This window comes from Cupriavidus alkaliphilus (genome assembly GCF_014191175.1).
Taxonomy (GTDB): domain Bacteria; phylum Pseudomonadota; class Gammaproteobacteria; order Burkholderiales; family Burkholderiaceae; genus Cupriavidus; species Cupriavidus alkaliphilus.
Window position 1 is genome coordinate 200846 of the sequence record NZ_JACHWE010000004.1, and the last position, 13661, is coordinate 214506.

Annotated in this window: 13 protein-coding genes; 1 reads left to right on the forward strand and 12 read right to left on the reverse strand. The window is 69.1% G+C overall.

Features of this window, described 5'->3' with window-relative positions:
- Positions 1–43 precede the first annotated feature (43 nt).
- Positions 44–1081, forward strand: a complete 1038-nt coding sequence (gene trpS / locus FHX60_RS15790; protein WP_183283880.1) for a tryptophan--tRNA ligase — start codon at positions 44–46, stop codon at positions 1079–1081.
- 64 nt (positions 1082–1145) lie between these two features.
- Here the strand turns inward: trpS and FHX60_RS15795 are convergent, their stop codons facing one another.
- The 12 genes from FHX60_RS15795 to FHX60_RS15850 all read right to left on the reverse strand — a co-directional run bounded on the left by FHX60_RS15795 (position 1146) and on the right by FHX60_RS15850 (position 13613).
- The gene (locus FHX60_RS15795; RefSeq protein WP_167355478.1) at positions 1146–1997 is read right to left on the reverse strand and encodes a DMT family transporter; all 852 of its coding nucleotides are present in this window, start codon (positions 1995–1997) and stop codon (positions 1146–1148) included.
- A 65-nt stretch (positions 1998–2062) separates the two neighbouring features.
- A complete protein-coding gene (gene gloA / locus FHX60_RS15800) occupies positions 2063–2470 on the reverse strand; it encodes a lactoylglutathione lyase (protein WP_112773740.1) in 408 nt (135 codons plus the stop codon).
- An 83-nt stretch (positions 2471–2553) separates the two neighbouring features.
- On the reverse strand, positions 2554–3426 hold the full coding sequence (locus tag FHX60_RS15805; protein ID WP_092307756.1) for a M48 family metallopeptidase: 873 nt from the start codon (positions 3424–3426) through the stop codon (positions 2554–2556).
- Entirely contained in the window at positions 3423–4190 is a 768-nt protein-coding gene (locus tag FHX60_RS15810) for a lysophospholipid acyltransferase family protein (protein WP_112773739.1), read from the reverse strand. Before FHX60_RS15810 ends, FHX60_RS15805 begins: the two co-directional genes overlap by 4 nt.
- Before the next feature lie 51 nt (positions 4191–4241).
- A complete protein-coding gene (gene gmhB / locus FHX60_RS15815; protein ID WP_112773738.1) occupies positions 4242–4868 on the reverse strand; it encodes a D-glycero-beta-D-manno-heptose 1,7-bisphosphate 7-phosphatase in 627 nt (208 codons plus the stop codon).
- A gap of 38 nt (positions 4869–4906) precedes the next feature.
- Complete coding sequence (glyS, locus tag FHX60_RS15820; protein ID WP_183283881.1) at positions 4907–7030, reverse strand: glycine--tRNA ligase subunit beta; 2124 nt, start codon at positions 7028–7030, stop codon at positions 4907–4909.
- A gap of 38 nt (positions 7031–7068) precedes the next feature.
- Positions 7069–7698 (reverse strand): hypothetical protein, encoded by a 630-nt coding sequence (locus tag FHX60_RS15825; RefSeq protein ID WP_183283882.1) that lies wholly within the window; start codon positions 7696–7698, stop codon positions 7069–7071.
- Complete coding sequence (glyQ, locus tag FHX60_RS15830) at positions 7695–8645, reverse strand: glycine--tRNA ligase subunit alpha (RefSeq protein ID WP_112773736.1); 951 nt, start codon at positions 8643–8645, stop codon at positions 7695–7697. The genes FHX60_RS15825 and glyQ overlap by 4 nt, the downstream gene beginning before the upstream one ends.
- 580 nt (positions 8646–9225) lie before the next feature.
- The gene (lnt, locus tag FHX60_RS15835) at positions 9226–10833 is read right to left on the reverse strand and encodes an apolipoprotein N-acyltransferase (protein ID WP_183283883.1); all 1608 of its coding nucleotides are present in this window, start codon (positions 10831–10833) and stop codon (positions 9226–9228) included.
- Complete coding sequence (locus FHX60_RS15840) at positions 10830–11717, reverse strand: CorC family transporter (protein WP_183283884.1); 888 nt, start codon at positions 11715–11717, stop codon at positions 10830–10832. The genes lnt and FHX60_RS15840 overlap by 4 nt, the downstream gene beginning before the upstream one ends.
- Positions 11718–11849: 132 nt before the next feature.
- Positions 11850–12605: an rRNA maturation RNase YbeY gene (gene ybeY, locus FHX60_RS15845; RefSeq protein WP_092307772.1), complete on the reverse strand. Its 756-nt coding sequence runs from the start codon at positions 12603–12605 to the stop codon at positions 11850–11852.
- Positions 12606–13613, reverse strand: coding sequence for a PhoH family protein (locus FHX60_RS15850; protein WP_092307774.1), 1008 nt, complete (start codon positions 13611–13613; stop codon positions 12606–12608).
- Between the last annotated feature and the right edge of the window lie 48 nt (positions 13614–13661).

The window sequence follows — 13661 nt, forward strand, 5'->3', positions numbered from 1 at the left end:
GCATCCCGATTCTCCCGCGACTATTTCCGTGCAAGACCGTCCCATGACAGCCCAAACCAGCCAAACCAACCGGCGTCCCGTGATCCTGACCGGCGACCGTCCCACCGGCCCGCTGCACCTCGGCCACTTTGTCGGCTCGCTCAAGAGCCGCGTCGCGCTGCAGGATTCGCACGAGCAGTACCTGCTGCTGGCCGACACCCAGGCCATGACCGACAACGCGCACGATCCCGACAAGGTGCGCCGCAACGTGCTGGAGGTGGCGCTGGACTACCTGGCGGTCGGCATCGACCCGGCCAAGACCACCATCACGGTGCAGTCGCACCTGCCCGCGCTGGCCGAGCTGACGCTGATGTACCTGAACTTCGTCACGGTGGCACGGCTGGAGCGCAACCCGACCATCAAGGAAGAGATCCAGGCACGTGGCTTCGGCCGCGACATCCCGGCCGGCTTCCTGTGCTATCCGGCCTCGCAGGCCGCCGACATCACCGCCTTCAAGGCCGAGGTGGTGCCGGTGGGCGAGGATCAGGCGCCGCTGATCGAGCAGACCAACGAAATCGTGCGCCGCATCAACCACCAGGTCGGCCGCGACGTGCTGCCCGAGTGCAAGGCGATGATTCCGCAGTTCGGTCGCCTGCCTGGCGTCGACGGCAAGGCCAAGATGAGCAAGTCGATGGGCAATGCGATCGCGCTGGGGGCCGCGCCCGAGCAGATCAAGGCCGCGGTGCACAGCATGTACACCGATCCCAACCACCTGCGCGTGTCCGATCCCGGCCAGGTCGAGGGCAACGTGGTGTTCACCTACCTGGATGCATTCGATCCGAACACCGAGGAAGTCCAGGCGCTGAAGGAACACTACCAGCGCGGCGGGCTCGGCGACATGGTGCTCAAGCGCCGCATCGAGGGCGTGCTGCAGGACATGCTGGCCCCGATCCGCGAGCGGCGCGAAGCGCTGGCCAAGGATCCGGACTATGTCTTCGACATCCTGCGCCAGGGCACCGCGAAGGCGCGCGCGCTCACCCAGCAGACGCTGGAAGAGGTGCGCGACGCGCTGGGCATGTTCTCGTTCGAGGCACGCCGCTAAGCATGCTGGCAAGCTAAGGGTTTGCTCCCCTCTCCCGCGCGCGGGAGAGGGGAGCTTCAAGTCCTCACGCCCGCCGATTCACCAGCACGATCCCCGCCAGCACCAGCACCGCCGCCACGGCGAAGCGCGGGCCCACGGCGTCGTGCATCAGCACCACGCCGAAGGCGACCCCGAACAGCGGCGTCAGAAAGGAAAACACCGACAGCCGCGACGCCAGGTAGCGCTGCAGCAGCCAGAACCACGCCAGGTAGCTGGCAAAGGCGATCAGCACCGACTGGTAGAACAGGCTGGCCAGCACCACGCCGTCGAGCTGTACCGTCATGGTCTGGCCTGCGGCCACCGCCATCGCCAGCAGCATCACCGCGGACACCGCCAGCTGGTACAGCAGCGTCTTGCTGGCCGGTGCGCCAGCCAGCGGGCTGGCGCGCACCACCACGGTGGTGGCGGCCCACAGCGCGCCGGCGAGGATGCCGAGCGCATCGCCCAGCAGCGTGCTGCCCTGCGCCGACGGCGCGGCGATGCCATCGGCAAAGGCCAGCGCCATGCCCGCGAACGCCAGTGCCACGCCCAGCCATTGCCCGGTGCGCAGCCGCTCTCCCGGCACCGCGAAATGCAGTCCCAGCGCGGTGAAGATCGGCGCGGTGTACAGGAACACCGCCATGCGCGACGCGGTGGTGTGGCCCAGGCCGACAAAGATGCAGAAGAACTCCGCCCCGAACAACAGCCCGGCCAGCAGGCCGGCGTTCAGCGTGCCGTCGCGCCGCCACAGCGGGGTGCCGCGCCACGCCGCGAAGCCGAATACCAGCAGCGCCGCCACCGCCGAGCGCACGCCGGCCTGCAGCACCGCGCCCATCAGCGGCGCGGTCACCTTGATCACCACCTGCTGCAGTCCCCAGGCGGCGCACAGCACCACCATCAGGCCGATGGCGACGCCGTCGAGCGGCTGGCGCGCGACGCCTTGCGTGCTCACGGGCCGGGCCTTCAGGGACGGCTGGCGTCGCGGGTGGAATGGCGCTCGATCAGCTCGATCTTGTAGCCGTCGGGGTCTTCGACGAAGGCAATCACGGTGGTGCCGCCCTTGACCGGGCCGGCCTCGCGCGTAACCTTGCCGCCCGCGGCGCGGATGCGGTCGCAGGCGGCCGCGGCATCGTCCGTCTCCAGCGCGATGTGGCCGTAGGCGGTGCCGAGGTCGTAGCTGTCGACGCCGTAGTTGTAGGTCAGCTCCAGCACCGCGGTTTCGCTCTCGGGACCATAACCGACGAAGGCGAGGCGGTACTTGTACTCGGGGTTGTCGCTCTGGCGCAGCAGCTGCATGCCGAGCACGCGGGTGTAGAAATCGATGGAGCGCTGCATGTCGCCGACGCGCAGCATGGTGTGGAGGAGTCGCATGGGAGGGCCTTCAACTGTTATTGGTATAGGAAGGCGCCATTTTAGTGCCTTTGGCCGAAACCCACCGGGCCCGCTCCCGGCCCTCAGAATGTCGGCAGCAGCTCGGGCGGGTGCGCGCGCAATTGCGCGCGGGCGTCGCGGAACTCGGGAAAGATCGACTCCACGGTCTCCCAGAAGCGCGGGCCGTGGTTCATTTCCTTCAGGTGCGCCAGTTCATGCGCGGCGACGTAGTCGATCATCGACAGCGGGAAATGCATCAGGCGCCAGTTCAGCCGGATCTTGCCGTCGGCGGTGCAGCTGCCCCAGCGCGTCGCGGCCGAGGTCAGCGCGAAGCCGGTGTGGCGCACGCCCAGCCTGGCGGCATAGAGGTCCAGCCGCTCGGCCAGCAGGCGGCGCGCCTGCTGCTGCAGCCAGCCCTGCACGCGGTCCTTGATCTGCTGCTCGTCGGCATGGGCCGGCAGCGCCAGGTGCAGCACGCGGCGGTCGGCATCGAACAGCAGCGCGCCGATCGGCGACTCCAGCGCCAGCGTCAGCGGCTGGCCGAGGAAGGGCAGGGCAGCGCCCTCGCGCCACTGGACCGTCGGCAGCACGCGGCGCGCTTCGCGGTGGCGCCACTCGCCCAGCTTGTTGAAGATCCAGCGCTGCTTTTCCAGGATCGCCGCCTCGACATCGGCCAGCGTGACCCAGCGCGGCGCCGTGATCGACAGGCCGCGGTCGTCGATGGTGAAGCCGATGGTGCGGCGCGCGGAGCGCTTGAGGGTGTAGTGCAGCGGCCGCTCGCCGATCTGCAGCAGGCGCGCATTGGGCTGCGGCACCGGCCAGACGGGCGCTTGTTGCTGCGGATGGGGCAGCTCCGGCGCCAGCGGCGCCGCCGGCTGCGGCGCGTGGGCGGGTTCCGCCAGCGGCAGCTCCAGCTGCGCGCCGTCGGCCTCCGCAGCGGGTCGCAGCAGCTTCATGCGGCCGACTCGCTGCGCTGCTGCGCGGGCCGGTAGCTGTCCGGGTCGATGCGGCGCATGTCGCGTTCGATCCAGTCGGCCACTTCCTGGTTGAGCTGGTCGGCGGTCTTGTTCGCCGACGCGATCGGCGGGCCGACCGAGATCGTCACCATGCCGGGATATTTCAGGAAGGAATTGCGCGGCCAGACCCGACCCGAGTTGACCGCCATCGGCAGCACCCAGGCGCCGGTCTCCACCGCCAGGCGCGCGCCGCCGCTCTTGTAGCGGGTCTTTTCCAGGCCCGAAGGGGTGCGCGTGCCTTCCGGGAACATGATGATCCAGGCGCCTTCGGCCAGCCGCTCGCGGCCCTGGCGCGCGGCCGAGGCGAACGCGCGCGTGCCTTCCTTGCGGTTGATATGGACCATCTTCAGCATGCCCAGCGCCCAGCCGAAGAACGGCACCAGCAGCAGCTCGCGCTTGAACACGAAGCACAGCGGCTTGGGCATCAGCGCGACGTAGGCCACGGTTTCCCAGGCCGACTGGTGCTTGGACAGCAGCACCACCGGCTTGTCGAGCATGCCGTCCATGTGCTCATGGCCCTGGATGCGGTAGTGGATGCCGCAGATGATGCGCGCGGCGCCGATGACCAGCCGCGGCCAGCCGCGCACGAAGCGGAAGCGCTGGTCGGCATTCATGAACGGAAACACCAGGAAGCAGGCGCAGGCGTAGGGCGGCGTCAGCACCAGCAGGTACAGCGCGAACAACAGGGAACGAAGGAACGTCATGCGGGGGGGCGCAAATAGGGAATGGGTGCGGGCGGTCAGCCGCGGGCCTGGTCAGCCGGCGGCGCCATGGCCGCTCTGGGCACTCTGGGCGCTCGCCAGGGTCGGGGCAGGCTGGCGCTGCCCGCCATCGTTGCCGGTCAGCCAGCGGGCAAAGGCGCGCAGGTCGTCGTGCACCTGCGTCCCGGGCGGCAGCCCGCCCTTGTCGAGTGTCTTCAGGCCCTTGCCGCTGCGCACCAGGTGCGGCGCGCAGCCGACCGCCACGCCGGCTTCGAGGTCGCGCAGCGAATCGCCGACGATCGGCACGCCGCGCAGCTCGATGCCGAAGCGCTCGCTGATCTGTTCCAGCATGCCCGAGCGCGGCTTGCGGCATTCGCAGCCGTCCGCGGCGGTATGGGGGCAGAAGAACACCGCCTCGACGCGCCCGCCCAGCCGTGCCAGCGCCGTATGCATCTTCTCGTGCATGGCGTTGAGCGCGCTCATCTCGAACAAGCCGCGGCCGATGCCGGACTGGTTGCTGGCGATGACCACGCGGTAGCCCGCCTGGTTGAGCGCGGCGATGGCTTCCAGGCTGCCATCGATCGGCACCCATTCATCGGGGGTCTTGATGAACTGGTCGCTGTCGAGGTTGACCACCCCGTCGCGGTCCAGGATGACAAACTTGGGAGGTGTCTGCGGCATGTGCGGCTCCGGCGGTTGCTGGGGTCTGGGGCAACCGCTCAGGCGGCCAGCTTGGAGATGTCGGCCACGCGGTTGGCCAGCGCATGCAGCGAGGCCAGCAGCGCCAGCCGGTTGGCGCGCAGCTGCGCATCCTCGGCCATCACCATCACGTCGTTGAAGAACCGGTCGACGGCGTCGCGCAGCTGGGCCAGGTCGCGCAGCGCGGCGGTGAAGTCGCCGCTGGCGAAGGCGGCCTCGACGGCCGGGCGCACGCGCTCGATGGCGGCGTGCAGCGCGCCTTCGGCGTCTTCCTGGAACAGCGCCGGGTTCACCGCGCCGAGCGGCTCGGTGTTCTTGCGCAGGATGTTGGTGATGCGCTTGTTGGCGGCGGCCAGGGCCTCGGCCTCGGGCAGCGCGGCGAAGGTGCGCACCGCTTCCATCCGGCCCAGGATGTCATGCAGCTGGTCCGGGCGCAGGCTGACCACGGCCTCGACTTCATTGGTGGTGTAGCCCTTGTCCTTCAGGTAGCCGCGCACGCGGTCGTACAGGAAGTCGAGGATGGCCTCGGGCGCCGGCTTGACCGCGGCGATGCCGGCAAAGGTTTGCTGGGTCTGCGCCAGCAGCGACGACAGCGACAGCGCCAGCGGCTTTTCGATCAGCATGCGCAGGATGCCCAGCGCGTGGCGGCGCAGCGCGAACGGGTCTTTCTCGCCGGTCGGCTGCAGGCCGATGCCCCAGATCCCGACCAGGGTCTCGAGCTTGTCGGCCAGCGCCACCGCGGTGCTGACCGCGCTTGCCGGCAGCGCATCGCCGGCGAAGCGCGGGCGGTAGTGCTCGGAGCAGGCCAGCGCCACGTCCTCGGCTTCGTCGTCGTGGCGGGCGTAGTAGGTGCCCATGGTGCCTTGCAGCTCGGGGAACTCGCCCACCATGTCGGTCAGCAGGTCGGCCTTGGCCAGTTCGGCGCCGCGCATCGCGGCGGCCTTGTCGGTGGCCACGCCGGCGGCGTTGAGGGCATCGGCGATATGGCCGGCGATCTGCTGCAGGCGCTGCACGCGGTCCAGCTGCGTGCCGATCTTGTTGTGGTAGACCACGCTGGCCAGTTGCGGCACGCGCGAGGCCAGGGTCTTCTTGCGGTCCTGGTCGAAGAAGAACTTGGCGTCGGCCAGGCGCGGGCGCACCACGCGCTCGTTGCCGCTGATGATCGATTGCGGCGTCTCGGTGGCCAGGTTCGACACGATCAGGAAGCGGTTGCGCAGGTGGCCGTCGGCATCGGTCAGCGCGAAGTACTTCTGGTTGGTCTGCATGGTCAGGATCAGGCATTCCTGCGGCACCGCCAGGAAGGCTTCCTCGAAATGGCAGGCGTACACCACCGGCCATTCCACCAGCGAGTTGACTTCGTCGAGCAGCGACTCGGGCATGATGACCTGGTCGGCGCCGGCCTCCTGCAGCAGCGCGCTGCGCATGCGCTCGCGGCGCTCGGCATAGCTGGCCACCACGCGGCCGGCGGATTCCAGCTGCTGCGCATAGTCGCTGGCGTGGCGGATCTCGATCGCGCCATGCGACAGGAAGCGGTGGCCCTGGGTCAGGTTGCTGGCCTGCAGCCCCAGCAGCGTCACCGGCAGGATCTCGGCGCCGAACAGGGCGATCAGGCTGTGCGCCGGGCGCACGAAATGCACCGTGCTGCCGTCCGGGCGCTGGTAGCTCATGACCTTGGGGATCGGCAGCCTGGCCACGGTGTCTTCCAGCGTGGCCTGCAGGCCGGCGGCCAGCTCGGCGCCGCGCGCGGTGTAGCGGTAGAAGAAGGCCTCGGCCTTGCCGTCGGAGGCGCGCTCCAGCGACTGCCAGTCGATCTCGGCAGCGCCGACCGACTTGGCCAGCGCGGCCAGCTTCTTGGCCAGCGGGGCGGTCGGTTCGCCGTTGGCGTCCAGCGCCACCGACAGCGGCAGGACCTTCTCGCGCTGCTCGCGGTCCGGCGCGTTGCGGCGCACGCCGCTGACCAGCGCCGCCAGGCGGCGCGGAGTGGCGAACGGCGTCACGGTGGCGCCCGGCTCAAGCAGGTCGCGCTCGCCCAGGCCGGCGAACAGGCCCTGCGCGAAGGCGTCGCCCAGGCGCGCCAGCGCCTTGGGGGGCAGCTCTTCGGTGAACAGTTCGATCAGCAGCGAGTCGGTCATGGGTTGCGACATGAATCGTATCCAACAGGTTGTAGCGCGCGCCGCTTGGCTCAGCAGCGCGGCGAAAGATTAGGTTCGACTCCGGACAGCAGCCACAGGCCGTTCTGTTGCCGGAATTGCAGCGTGGTGTAGGCGCATTGCGCGGCTGCCGCGGCACTGGCGGCGCCATTGCTGCCGCCGCGGCTGCCCGCCGCCGGGAAGCGCGCGTCGATGCGGCGCAGGCGCTTGTCGTAGCGGATCTCGTCGATGCGCCCGCCCACCCAGAAATCGATCTTCGGCGGCAGCTGCGAGGCCGAGTAGTAGGTCTTGACCTTGCGTCGGGTGCGGCCGTTGTGGGTCTCGGTTTCCACCCAGGTCAGCGGGTAGCGGATCGCGCTTTCATAGGCGCGCAGCGGCACCCGGTGCCAGCCCAGGTCGCGCTGGCCGGACAGGTCGCACGAGAACGAGCGCACCAGCTGCGTCCACTGGTCCAGCGCGTTCAGCGACGGCCGCCACTGGCGCGCCATCGCCAGCTGCAGCGCCTGCGCGTCGGCCTCGCACACGTTGCTCAGTTCGGCCGGCAGCATCAGCACCTGCGCGCTGGGAGCGGCCTGCGCGCGCGCGCCGGCGGCATTGCCTGCCGCGGCCAGCGTGGCGAGGGCCAGGGCGCAGCCCAGCGCGCTGCGCGCCAGCAGCCTCATGCCCGCGCTCCGTCGCGCTGGCCGCACATCGGGAAGCCGAGGGCTTCGCGCGAGTCGTAGTAGGCCTGCGCCACCTGGCGCGACAGGTTGCGGATGCGGCCGATATACGCCGCGCGCTCGGTGACCGAGATCGCGCCGCGCGCATCGAGCAGGTTGAAGGTATGCGCGGCCTTGAGCACCTGTTCGTAGGCCGGCAGCGCCAGGCGCGTGCCGGCTTCCTTGGCGGCGTCGGCATCTTCGCCGTTGCCCATCAGCCGCCGGGCCTCGCCCTCGTGCTCGGCGAAATGGCGGAACAGGATTTCGGTGTTGCTGTGCTCGAAGTTGTAGGTGGATTGCTCCACCTCGTTCTGGTGGTACACGTCGCCGTAGGTCAGGCGGCGCGTCTCGCCGTTCTCGACCCACTCGGTCCAGACCAGGTCGTAGACGTTCTCGACCTTCTGCAGGTACATCGCCAGGCGTTCGATGCCGTAGGTGATTTCGCCGGTGATGGGCTTGCAGTCGATGCCGCCCACCTGCTGGAAGTAGGTGAACTGGGTCACCTCCATGCCGTTGAGCCAGACTTCCCAGCCCAGGCCCCACGCGCCCAGCGTGGGGTTTTCCCAGTCGTCCTCGACGAAGCGGATGTCGTTCTGCTTCAGGTCCAGGCCGAGCGCCTCGAGCGAGCCCAGGTACAGCTCCAGGATGTTCTCCGGCGCGGGCTTGAGCACCACCTGGTATTGGTAGTAGTGCTGCAGCCGGTTCGGGTTCTCGCCGTAGCGGCCGTCCTTGGGCCGCCGCGACGGCTGCACGTAGGCGGCCCGCCAGGGCTCGGGGCCGATCGCGCGCAGGAAGGTGTGTACGTGGGAAGTGCCGGCGCCGACCTCCAGATCGATGGGTTGCAACAGCGCGCAGCCCTGCCGGTCCCAGTAGGCCTGCAGGGTCAGAATCATTTGTTGGAAGGTCAGCATAGGAAGACTAGGTAGAGGCAAGCGGAGGCAAGCCGAGGCCGCGCAGCACGTGCCGGAGCCGCCGCATACGGATTTTGCCAAACCCTGAATTCTATCGGCTTTTTGGCGCGGCGCCCCGTTTGGCGGGGCTGCATAGGGCACGCACCGATGGCCGGGCCGGTGCGCCGCGTTGCGGCGCGGTGTGCGGATGTCGGCCCTGCGCAACGTATCGGGAAAATACTGACGCCGATTTCAAGTCACGCCGCTGCTTGCCGATAATGTTTTTGTATACAGTATGAGTAAGCAACCCGTTTCAGAGCGTTGCGATGGATAGTCCGTGCCGGTACGCAGGCACGGTGGCTGCCGGGCCATACCGCGGCAGCCGTCTGTCAGACACTGATTATCGATGGGGACATTCGGATCATGGCACTTCTTTCTCGCAAACCTTATCTGGTCGCAATCGCGGTCATGATCGCCGCGGCCACCGTGTCCGTGGTGACCGGACTGGTGAACTGAACCTGCCGGCGCGCCACCGACGCGCCACCGGCGCCGGGCCCACGGCGGTAATCCGCTGCGCCCGGCGCCTGCCAGCCTTGCGCCTTCAGCCGGCCTTGCGCGCCAGGCGCGCGCGCCACGCCGCTGTGCCCAGCACCAGCGCCATCAGCGCCAGCACCGGCGCGTTGCCCCAGCGGATATAGGGCGTCAGCCCCTGCATGCCCTGCACCTCGGCCGTCAGCGCGCCCACGGTGAAGGTCGGCAGGCGTTGCTGCACCGAGCCGTCCGGGCGTACCACCGCGGTCATGCCGGTATTGGTCGAGCGCAGCATCGGCCGGCGCGTTTCCAGCGCCCGCATGCGCGAGATCTGCAGGTGCTGGTCCAGCGCGATGGTGTCGCCGAACCATGCCAGGTTGGTCAGGTTGGCCAGCAGGTTGGCCGGCGCCGGCTGCTGGCGCAGCGTCTGCGCGATTTCTTCGCCAAACAAATCCTCGTAGCAGATGTTCGGCGCCACGCGCACGCCCCGCACCGGCAGCGAGGCCTGGTCCAGCCCGCCGCGGCGGAAGTCGCCCAGCGGCATCTTCATCATGTCGACGAACCAGCGGAACCCCAGCGGGATGAATTCGCCGAACGGGACCAGGTGATGCTTGTTGTAGCGGTACAGGCGCTCGGTTTCCGGACCCAGGCCGAACACGCTGTTGGTGAAGTCGACCGGGGAATCGGCGCCGGCGGCACCGAACAGCACCGTGGTGCCGCTCTCCAGCGCGAAATCGCGCACGGCGACGGCCACGTCGACCGGCAATTCCTGCAGGATCACCGGGAACGCGGTTTCGGGCGTCACCACCAGGTCGGCCGGCGCCGCGGTGATCATGTCGCGGTACAGCTCGATCGAGCGCTGGATGCCGGCGGGCTCGAACTTGATGTCCTGCGCCACGTTGCCTTGCAGCAGCCGCACCGTCAGCGGCTTGCCGGCGGGCGTGGTCCAGGCCAGCGGCGCCAGCGCCGCGCCGGCGGCGGGCACCAGCAGGGCCAGCGCCAGCGCAACCAGCGCGCGGCGCCGTTCGCCCCGGCCCAGCCCGCGCACCGACGCCGCCAGCAGCGCCGCCACCGCGGCGGCCAGCGCGCCGATGCCGTACACGCCCAGCACCGGCGCGAAGCCCGCCAGCGGGCCGTCGGCGTGCGCATAACCGCCCGACAGCCACGGGAAGCCGGTGAACACGACGCCGCGCAGCCATTCACTCAGGCCCCACGCCGCGCCGAACGCCAGCGGCGCCAGCAGCGTGCCCGCGGGCAGGCGTGCCGTCAACCGGTGCCAAAGCGCGCCGGCCAGCGCGGGGTAGAGCGAGAGGAAGCCCGAGAACAGCACCACCGCCAGCGCGGCCATCCAAGACGGCATCTCGCCGTACACATGCATGCTGATATAGAGCCACCAGATGCCGGACAGGAACCAGCCCAGCCCGAAGGCATAGCCGATGGCGCCGGCCACTCGCGTGCGCGGCGCATCGGCGATCAGCGCGGCCAGGCCGGCCAGCGACAGGATCTGTAGCCACCACCAGTCGTGCGGGGCGAAGGCCTGGGTATGGGCGATGCCGAGCACGCCGGCCAGCAGCAGCCGCGCCAGCGTCGCGGCGCGCGAAGGCGCGCGCGTGCCGGGCACGCCGGTGGCACCGGCGTCGGCAGCGGCGCCGTCAGGGAGCGGGGCGGGGAGCTTCATGCGCTGGTGGCGCTGGCGCTGTCAGTGTTGGCTTCGCGGTGCACCTGCAGCAGGTGCACCTGGCGCGCGTCGGCGCGCAGCACCTCGAAGCGGATCGGCGGCAGCGTGATGATTTCGCCGCGATGGGGCACGTGGCCCACGTGGTTGGACAGCAGCCCGCCGACGGTGTCGACATCGTGGTCGGAGAAGGCCGTGCCGAAGGCTTCGTTGAACTGCGCGATCTCGGTCAGGCCGTGCACGCGCCAGCTGCCGTCGGGCATCGGCAGGATATTGTCCTGGTCTTCGTCGAGGTCGAATTCGTCCTCGATATCGCCGACGATCTGTTCCAGCACGTCCTCGATCGTCACCAGCCCGGCCACGCCGCCGTACTCGTCGACCACCATGGCGATGTGGTTGCGGTTGATGCGGAAGTCGCGCAGCAGGATGTTCAGGCGCTTGGATTCGGGGATGAACACGGCCGGGCGCAGGGTCTCGCGCAGGTCGAAGGCGGGATCGGTGTAGTAGCGCAGCAGGTCCTTGGCCAGCAGGATGCCGATGATGTTGTCGCGGCTGCCTTCGTAGACCGGGAAGCGCGAGTGCGCGGTCTGCTGCATGAAGGGGATGAAGGTCTCCGGCGCGTCGGCGATATTGACCAGATCCATCTGCGCGCGCGGCACCATGATGTCGGCGGCGGTCAGTTCGGAAACCTGGAACACGCCCTCGATCATCGACAGGGAATCGGCATCGATCAGGCTGCGCTCATGCGCTTCCTGGAGCACTTCAAGCAATTCCGCGCGGGTGTCCGGCTCGGGGGAGATCAGGTCTGACAGGCGTTCGAGCAGCGATCTGGGCCGATCGGCCTGCTTCAGGCAAGCGGGCTTCGAACTGGGATAGGGGTCGTTCATTTCGCGGCGAGCGCGTGGTGGAGATCGTCTGAAGGATACACTAAAAGCCTGTCGATCCCGTGACGGCGGGCCGCGGCCGTACTCAAGATGTGCCGCAGGAGACGCTCGCCGGCGCCGCCTGCGGCAGCCGCATCACGCGGCTCGGTCGGCCTTCTCCGCCCGGTAAGGATCGGCATAGCCGAGCGCCTGCAGCGTCTCGGTCTCGATCGCTTCCATTTCCTCGGCCTCGGCGTCGTCCTCGTGCTCGTAGCCTTGCGCATGCAGCACGCCATGCACGACCAGGTGGGCGTAGTGCGCTTCGAGCGGCTTGCGCTGCGCGCGCGCCTCGGCTTCCACCACCGGGCAGCACAGCACGATGTCGCCGCTGACCGGGTCTTCCTCGCGCTCGGCATAGGCGAAGGTCAGCACATTGGTGGCGTAGTCCTTGCCGCGATAGGTACGGTTCAGCGTGCGGCCTTCTTCCTCGCCGACAAAGCGGATGGTCAGCGCGGCGTCGGCGTACAGCGCCGACTTGACCCAGGTCTCCAGCTTGCGCCGCGCCGGCAGGCCGTTGCCCTTGGCGATGCCGTCGCCGTGCTGGACCTCCAGCTCCAGCGCCGGCGGCGTGGCCGGGGTGCCGGTGGTGGTGGTCAGCGGCGCGGCGGTCACCGCCACCGACAGCGCGTCATGGTTGTCCGGGCGTACCAGCAGGCCGGCCTGCTGGTTGGTATCGGTGTGCTCGGCCAGCAGCGCGATCACGCCGTCAGCGGCCTGCGTCAGGTCCAGCGTCAGGCTGCGGCCGTCGGGCAGCTGCACGCGCAGCGCGTGCGCGGCGCTCTTGCGCGCGCGGCCTTCGCCATCGAACAGGGTCAGGCTGACGCCGGAAGACTGGGGTTTCTGCGATTTCAATTAAGCGTCCTTGTGCTGGGCGTGGTATTCGTCATAGGCATCGACGATGCGCGCCACCAGCGGATGGCGCACCACGTCGATGCTGGTAAAGCGGGTGCAGGCGATGCCGCGCACGTCGCGCAGCACGTGCTGCGCTTCGACCAGGCCGCTCTTCTGGCCCTTGGGCAGGTCGATCTGGGTGGTGTCGCCGGTGATCACCGCCTTGGAGCCGAAGCCGATGCGCGTCAGGAACATCTTCATCTGCTCGGGCGTGGTGTTCTGCGCCTCGTCCAGGATGATGAAGGCATGGTTCAGCGTGCGCCCGCGCATGTACGCCAGCGGCGCGATCTCGATCATCTGCCGCTCGAACATCTTCTGCGTGCGATCGAAGCCGAGCAGGTCGTACAGTGCGTCGTACAGCGGCCGCAGGTAGGGGTCGACCTTCTGCGCCAGGTCGCCGGGGAGGAAGCCGAGCCGTTCGCCGGCTTCCACCGCGGGGCGGGTCAGCACGATGCGCTTGACCGCGTCGCGCTCGAGCGCGTCGACCGCGCACGCCACCGCCAGGTAGGTCTTGCCGGTGCCGGCCGGGCCGATGCCCATGGTCAGGTCGTGCGACAGGATATTGCGCAGGTAGTCGCGCTGCGCCACGGTGCGGCCCTGCAGGCCGGTGCGGCGCGTATGCAGCACCGGCGATTCGTCGCCTTCCTCGCGCTCGGCCTCGTCGTCATCGCCGTTGCCGTTGCCGGGCAGGTAGCTGCCATGCGCGCTGAGCTGGCGCGTCTCGACCAGGCCCAGCTGCACGTCGTCGATCGACAGCGGCGTGCGCGCCTGGTTGTAGAAGCGCTCGAGCGCCAGCGCGGCATCCTGCGCGTAGGTGCCGCGGATGGTCATGCGGTGGCCGCGGCGCTGGATGGTCACGTCCAGCGCCTGCTCGATCTGGCGCAGGTTCTCGTCGAGCGGGCCGCACAGGTTCTGCAGCCGGGTGTTGTCGTCCCGCGGGGCGACAAATTCTGCGGAAGGGATTTTCATCGTTGGGCGATGGCCTCGCTGGAAGCTGCTGGGTGGATGGGTCGGAGC

What these genes read in the sequence shown, in the direction of transcription:
- trpS (WP_183283880.1), top strand. Translation starts at nt 44, where the DNA reads ATGACAGCCCAAACCAGCCAAACCAACCGGCGTCCCGTGATCCTGACC.
- FHX60_RS15795 (WP_167355478.1), bottom strand. Translation starts at nt 1,997, where the DNA reads ATGGTGGTGCTGTGCGCCGCCTGGGGACTGCAGCAGGTGGTGATCAAG.
- gloA (WP_112773740.1), bottom strand. Translation starts at nt 2,470, where the DNA reads ATGCGACTCCTCCACACCATGCTGCGCGTCGGCGACATGCAGCGCTCC.
- FHX60_RS15805 (WP_092307756.1), bottom strand. Translation starts at nt 3,426, where the DNA reads ATGAAGCTGCTGCGACCCGCTGCGGAGGCCGACGGCGCGCAGCTGGAG.
- FHX60_RS15810 (WP_112773739.1), bottom strand. Translation starts at nt 4,190, where the DNA reads ATGACGTTCCTTCGTTCCCTGTTGTTCGCGCTGTACCTGCTGGTGCTG.
- gmhB (WP_112773738.1), bottom strand. Translation starts at nt 4,868, where the DNA reads ATGCCGCAGACACCTCCCAAGTTTGTCATCCTGGACCGCGACGGGGTG.
- glyS (WP_183283881.1), bottom strand. Translation starts at nt 7,030, where the DNA reads ATGTCGCAACCCATGACCGACTCGCTGCTGATCGAACTGTTCACCGAA.
- FHX60_RS15825 (WP_183283882.1), bottom strand. Translation starts at nt 7,698, where the DNA reads ATGAGGCTGCTGGCGCGCAGCGCGCTGGGCTGCGCCCTGGCCCTCGCC.
- glyQ (WP_112773736.1), bottom strand. Translation starts at nt 8,645, where the DNA reads ATGCTGACCTTCCAACAAATGATTCTGACCCTGCAGGCCTACTGGGAC.
- lnt (WP_183283883.1), bottom strand. Translation starts at nt 10,833, where the DNA reads ATGAAGCTCCCCGCCCCGCTCCCTGACGGCGCCGCTGCCGACGCCGGT.
- FHX60_RS15840 (WP_183283884.1), bottom strand. Translation starts at nt 11,717, where the DNA reads ATGAACGACCCCTATCCCAGTTCGAAGCCCGCTTGCCTGAAGCAGGCC.
- FHX60_RS15850 (WP_092307774.1), bottom strand. Translation starts at nt 13,613, where the DNA reads ATGAAAATCCCTTCCGCAGAATTTGTCGCCCCGCGGGACGACAACACC.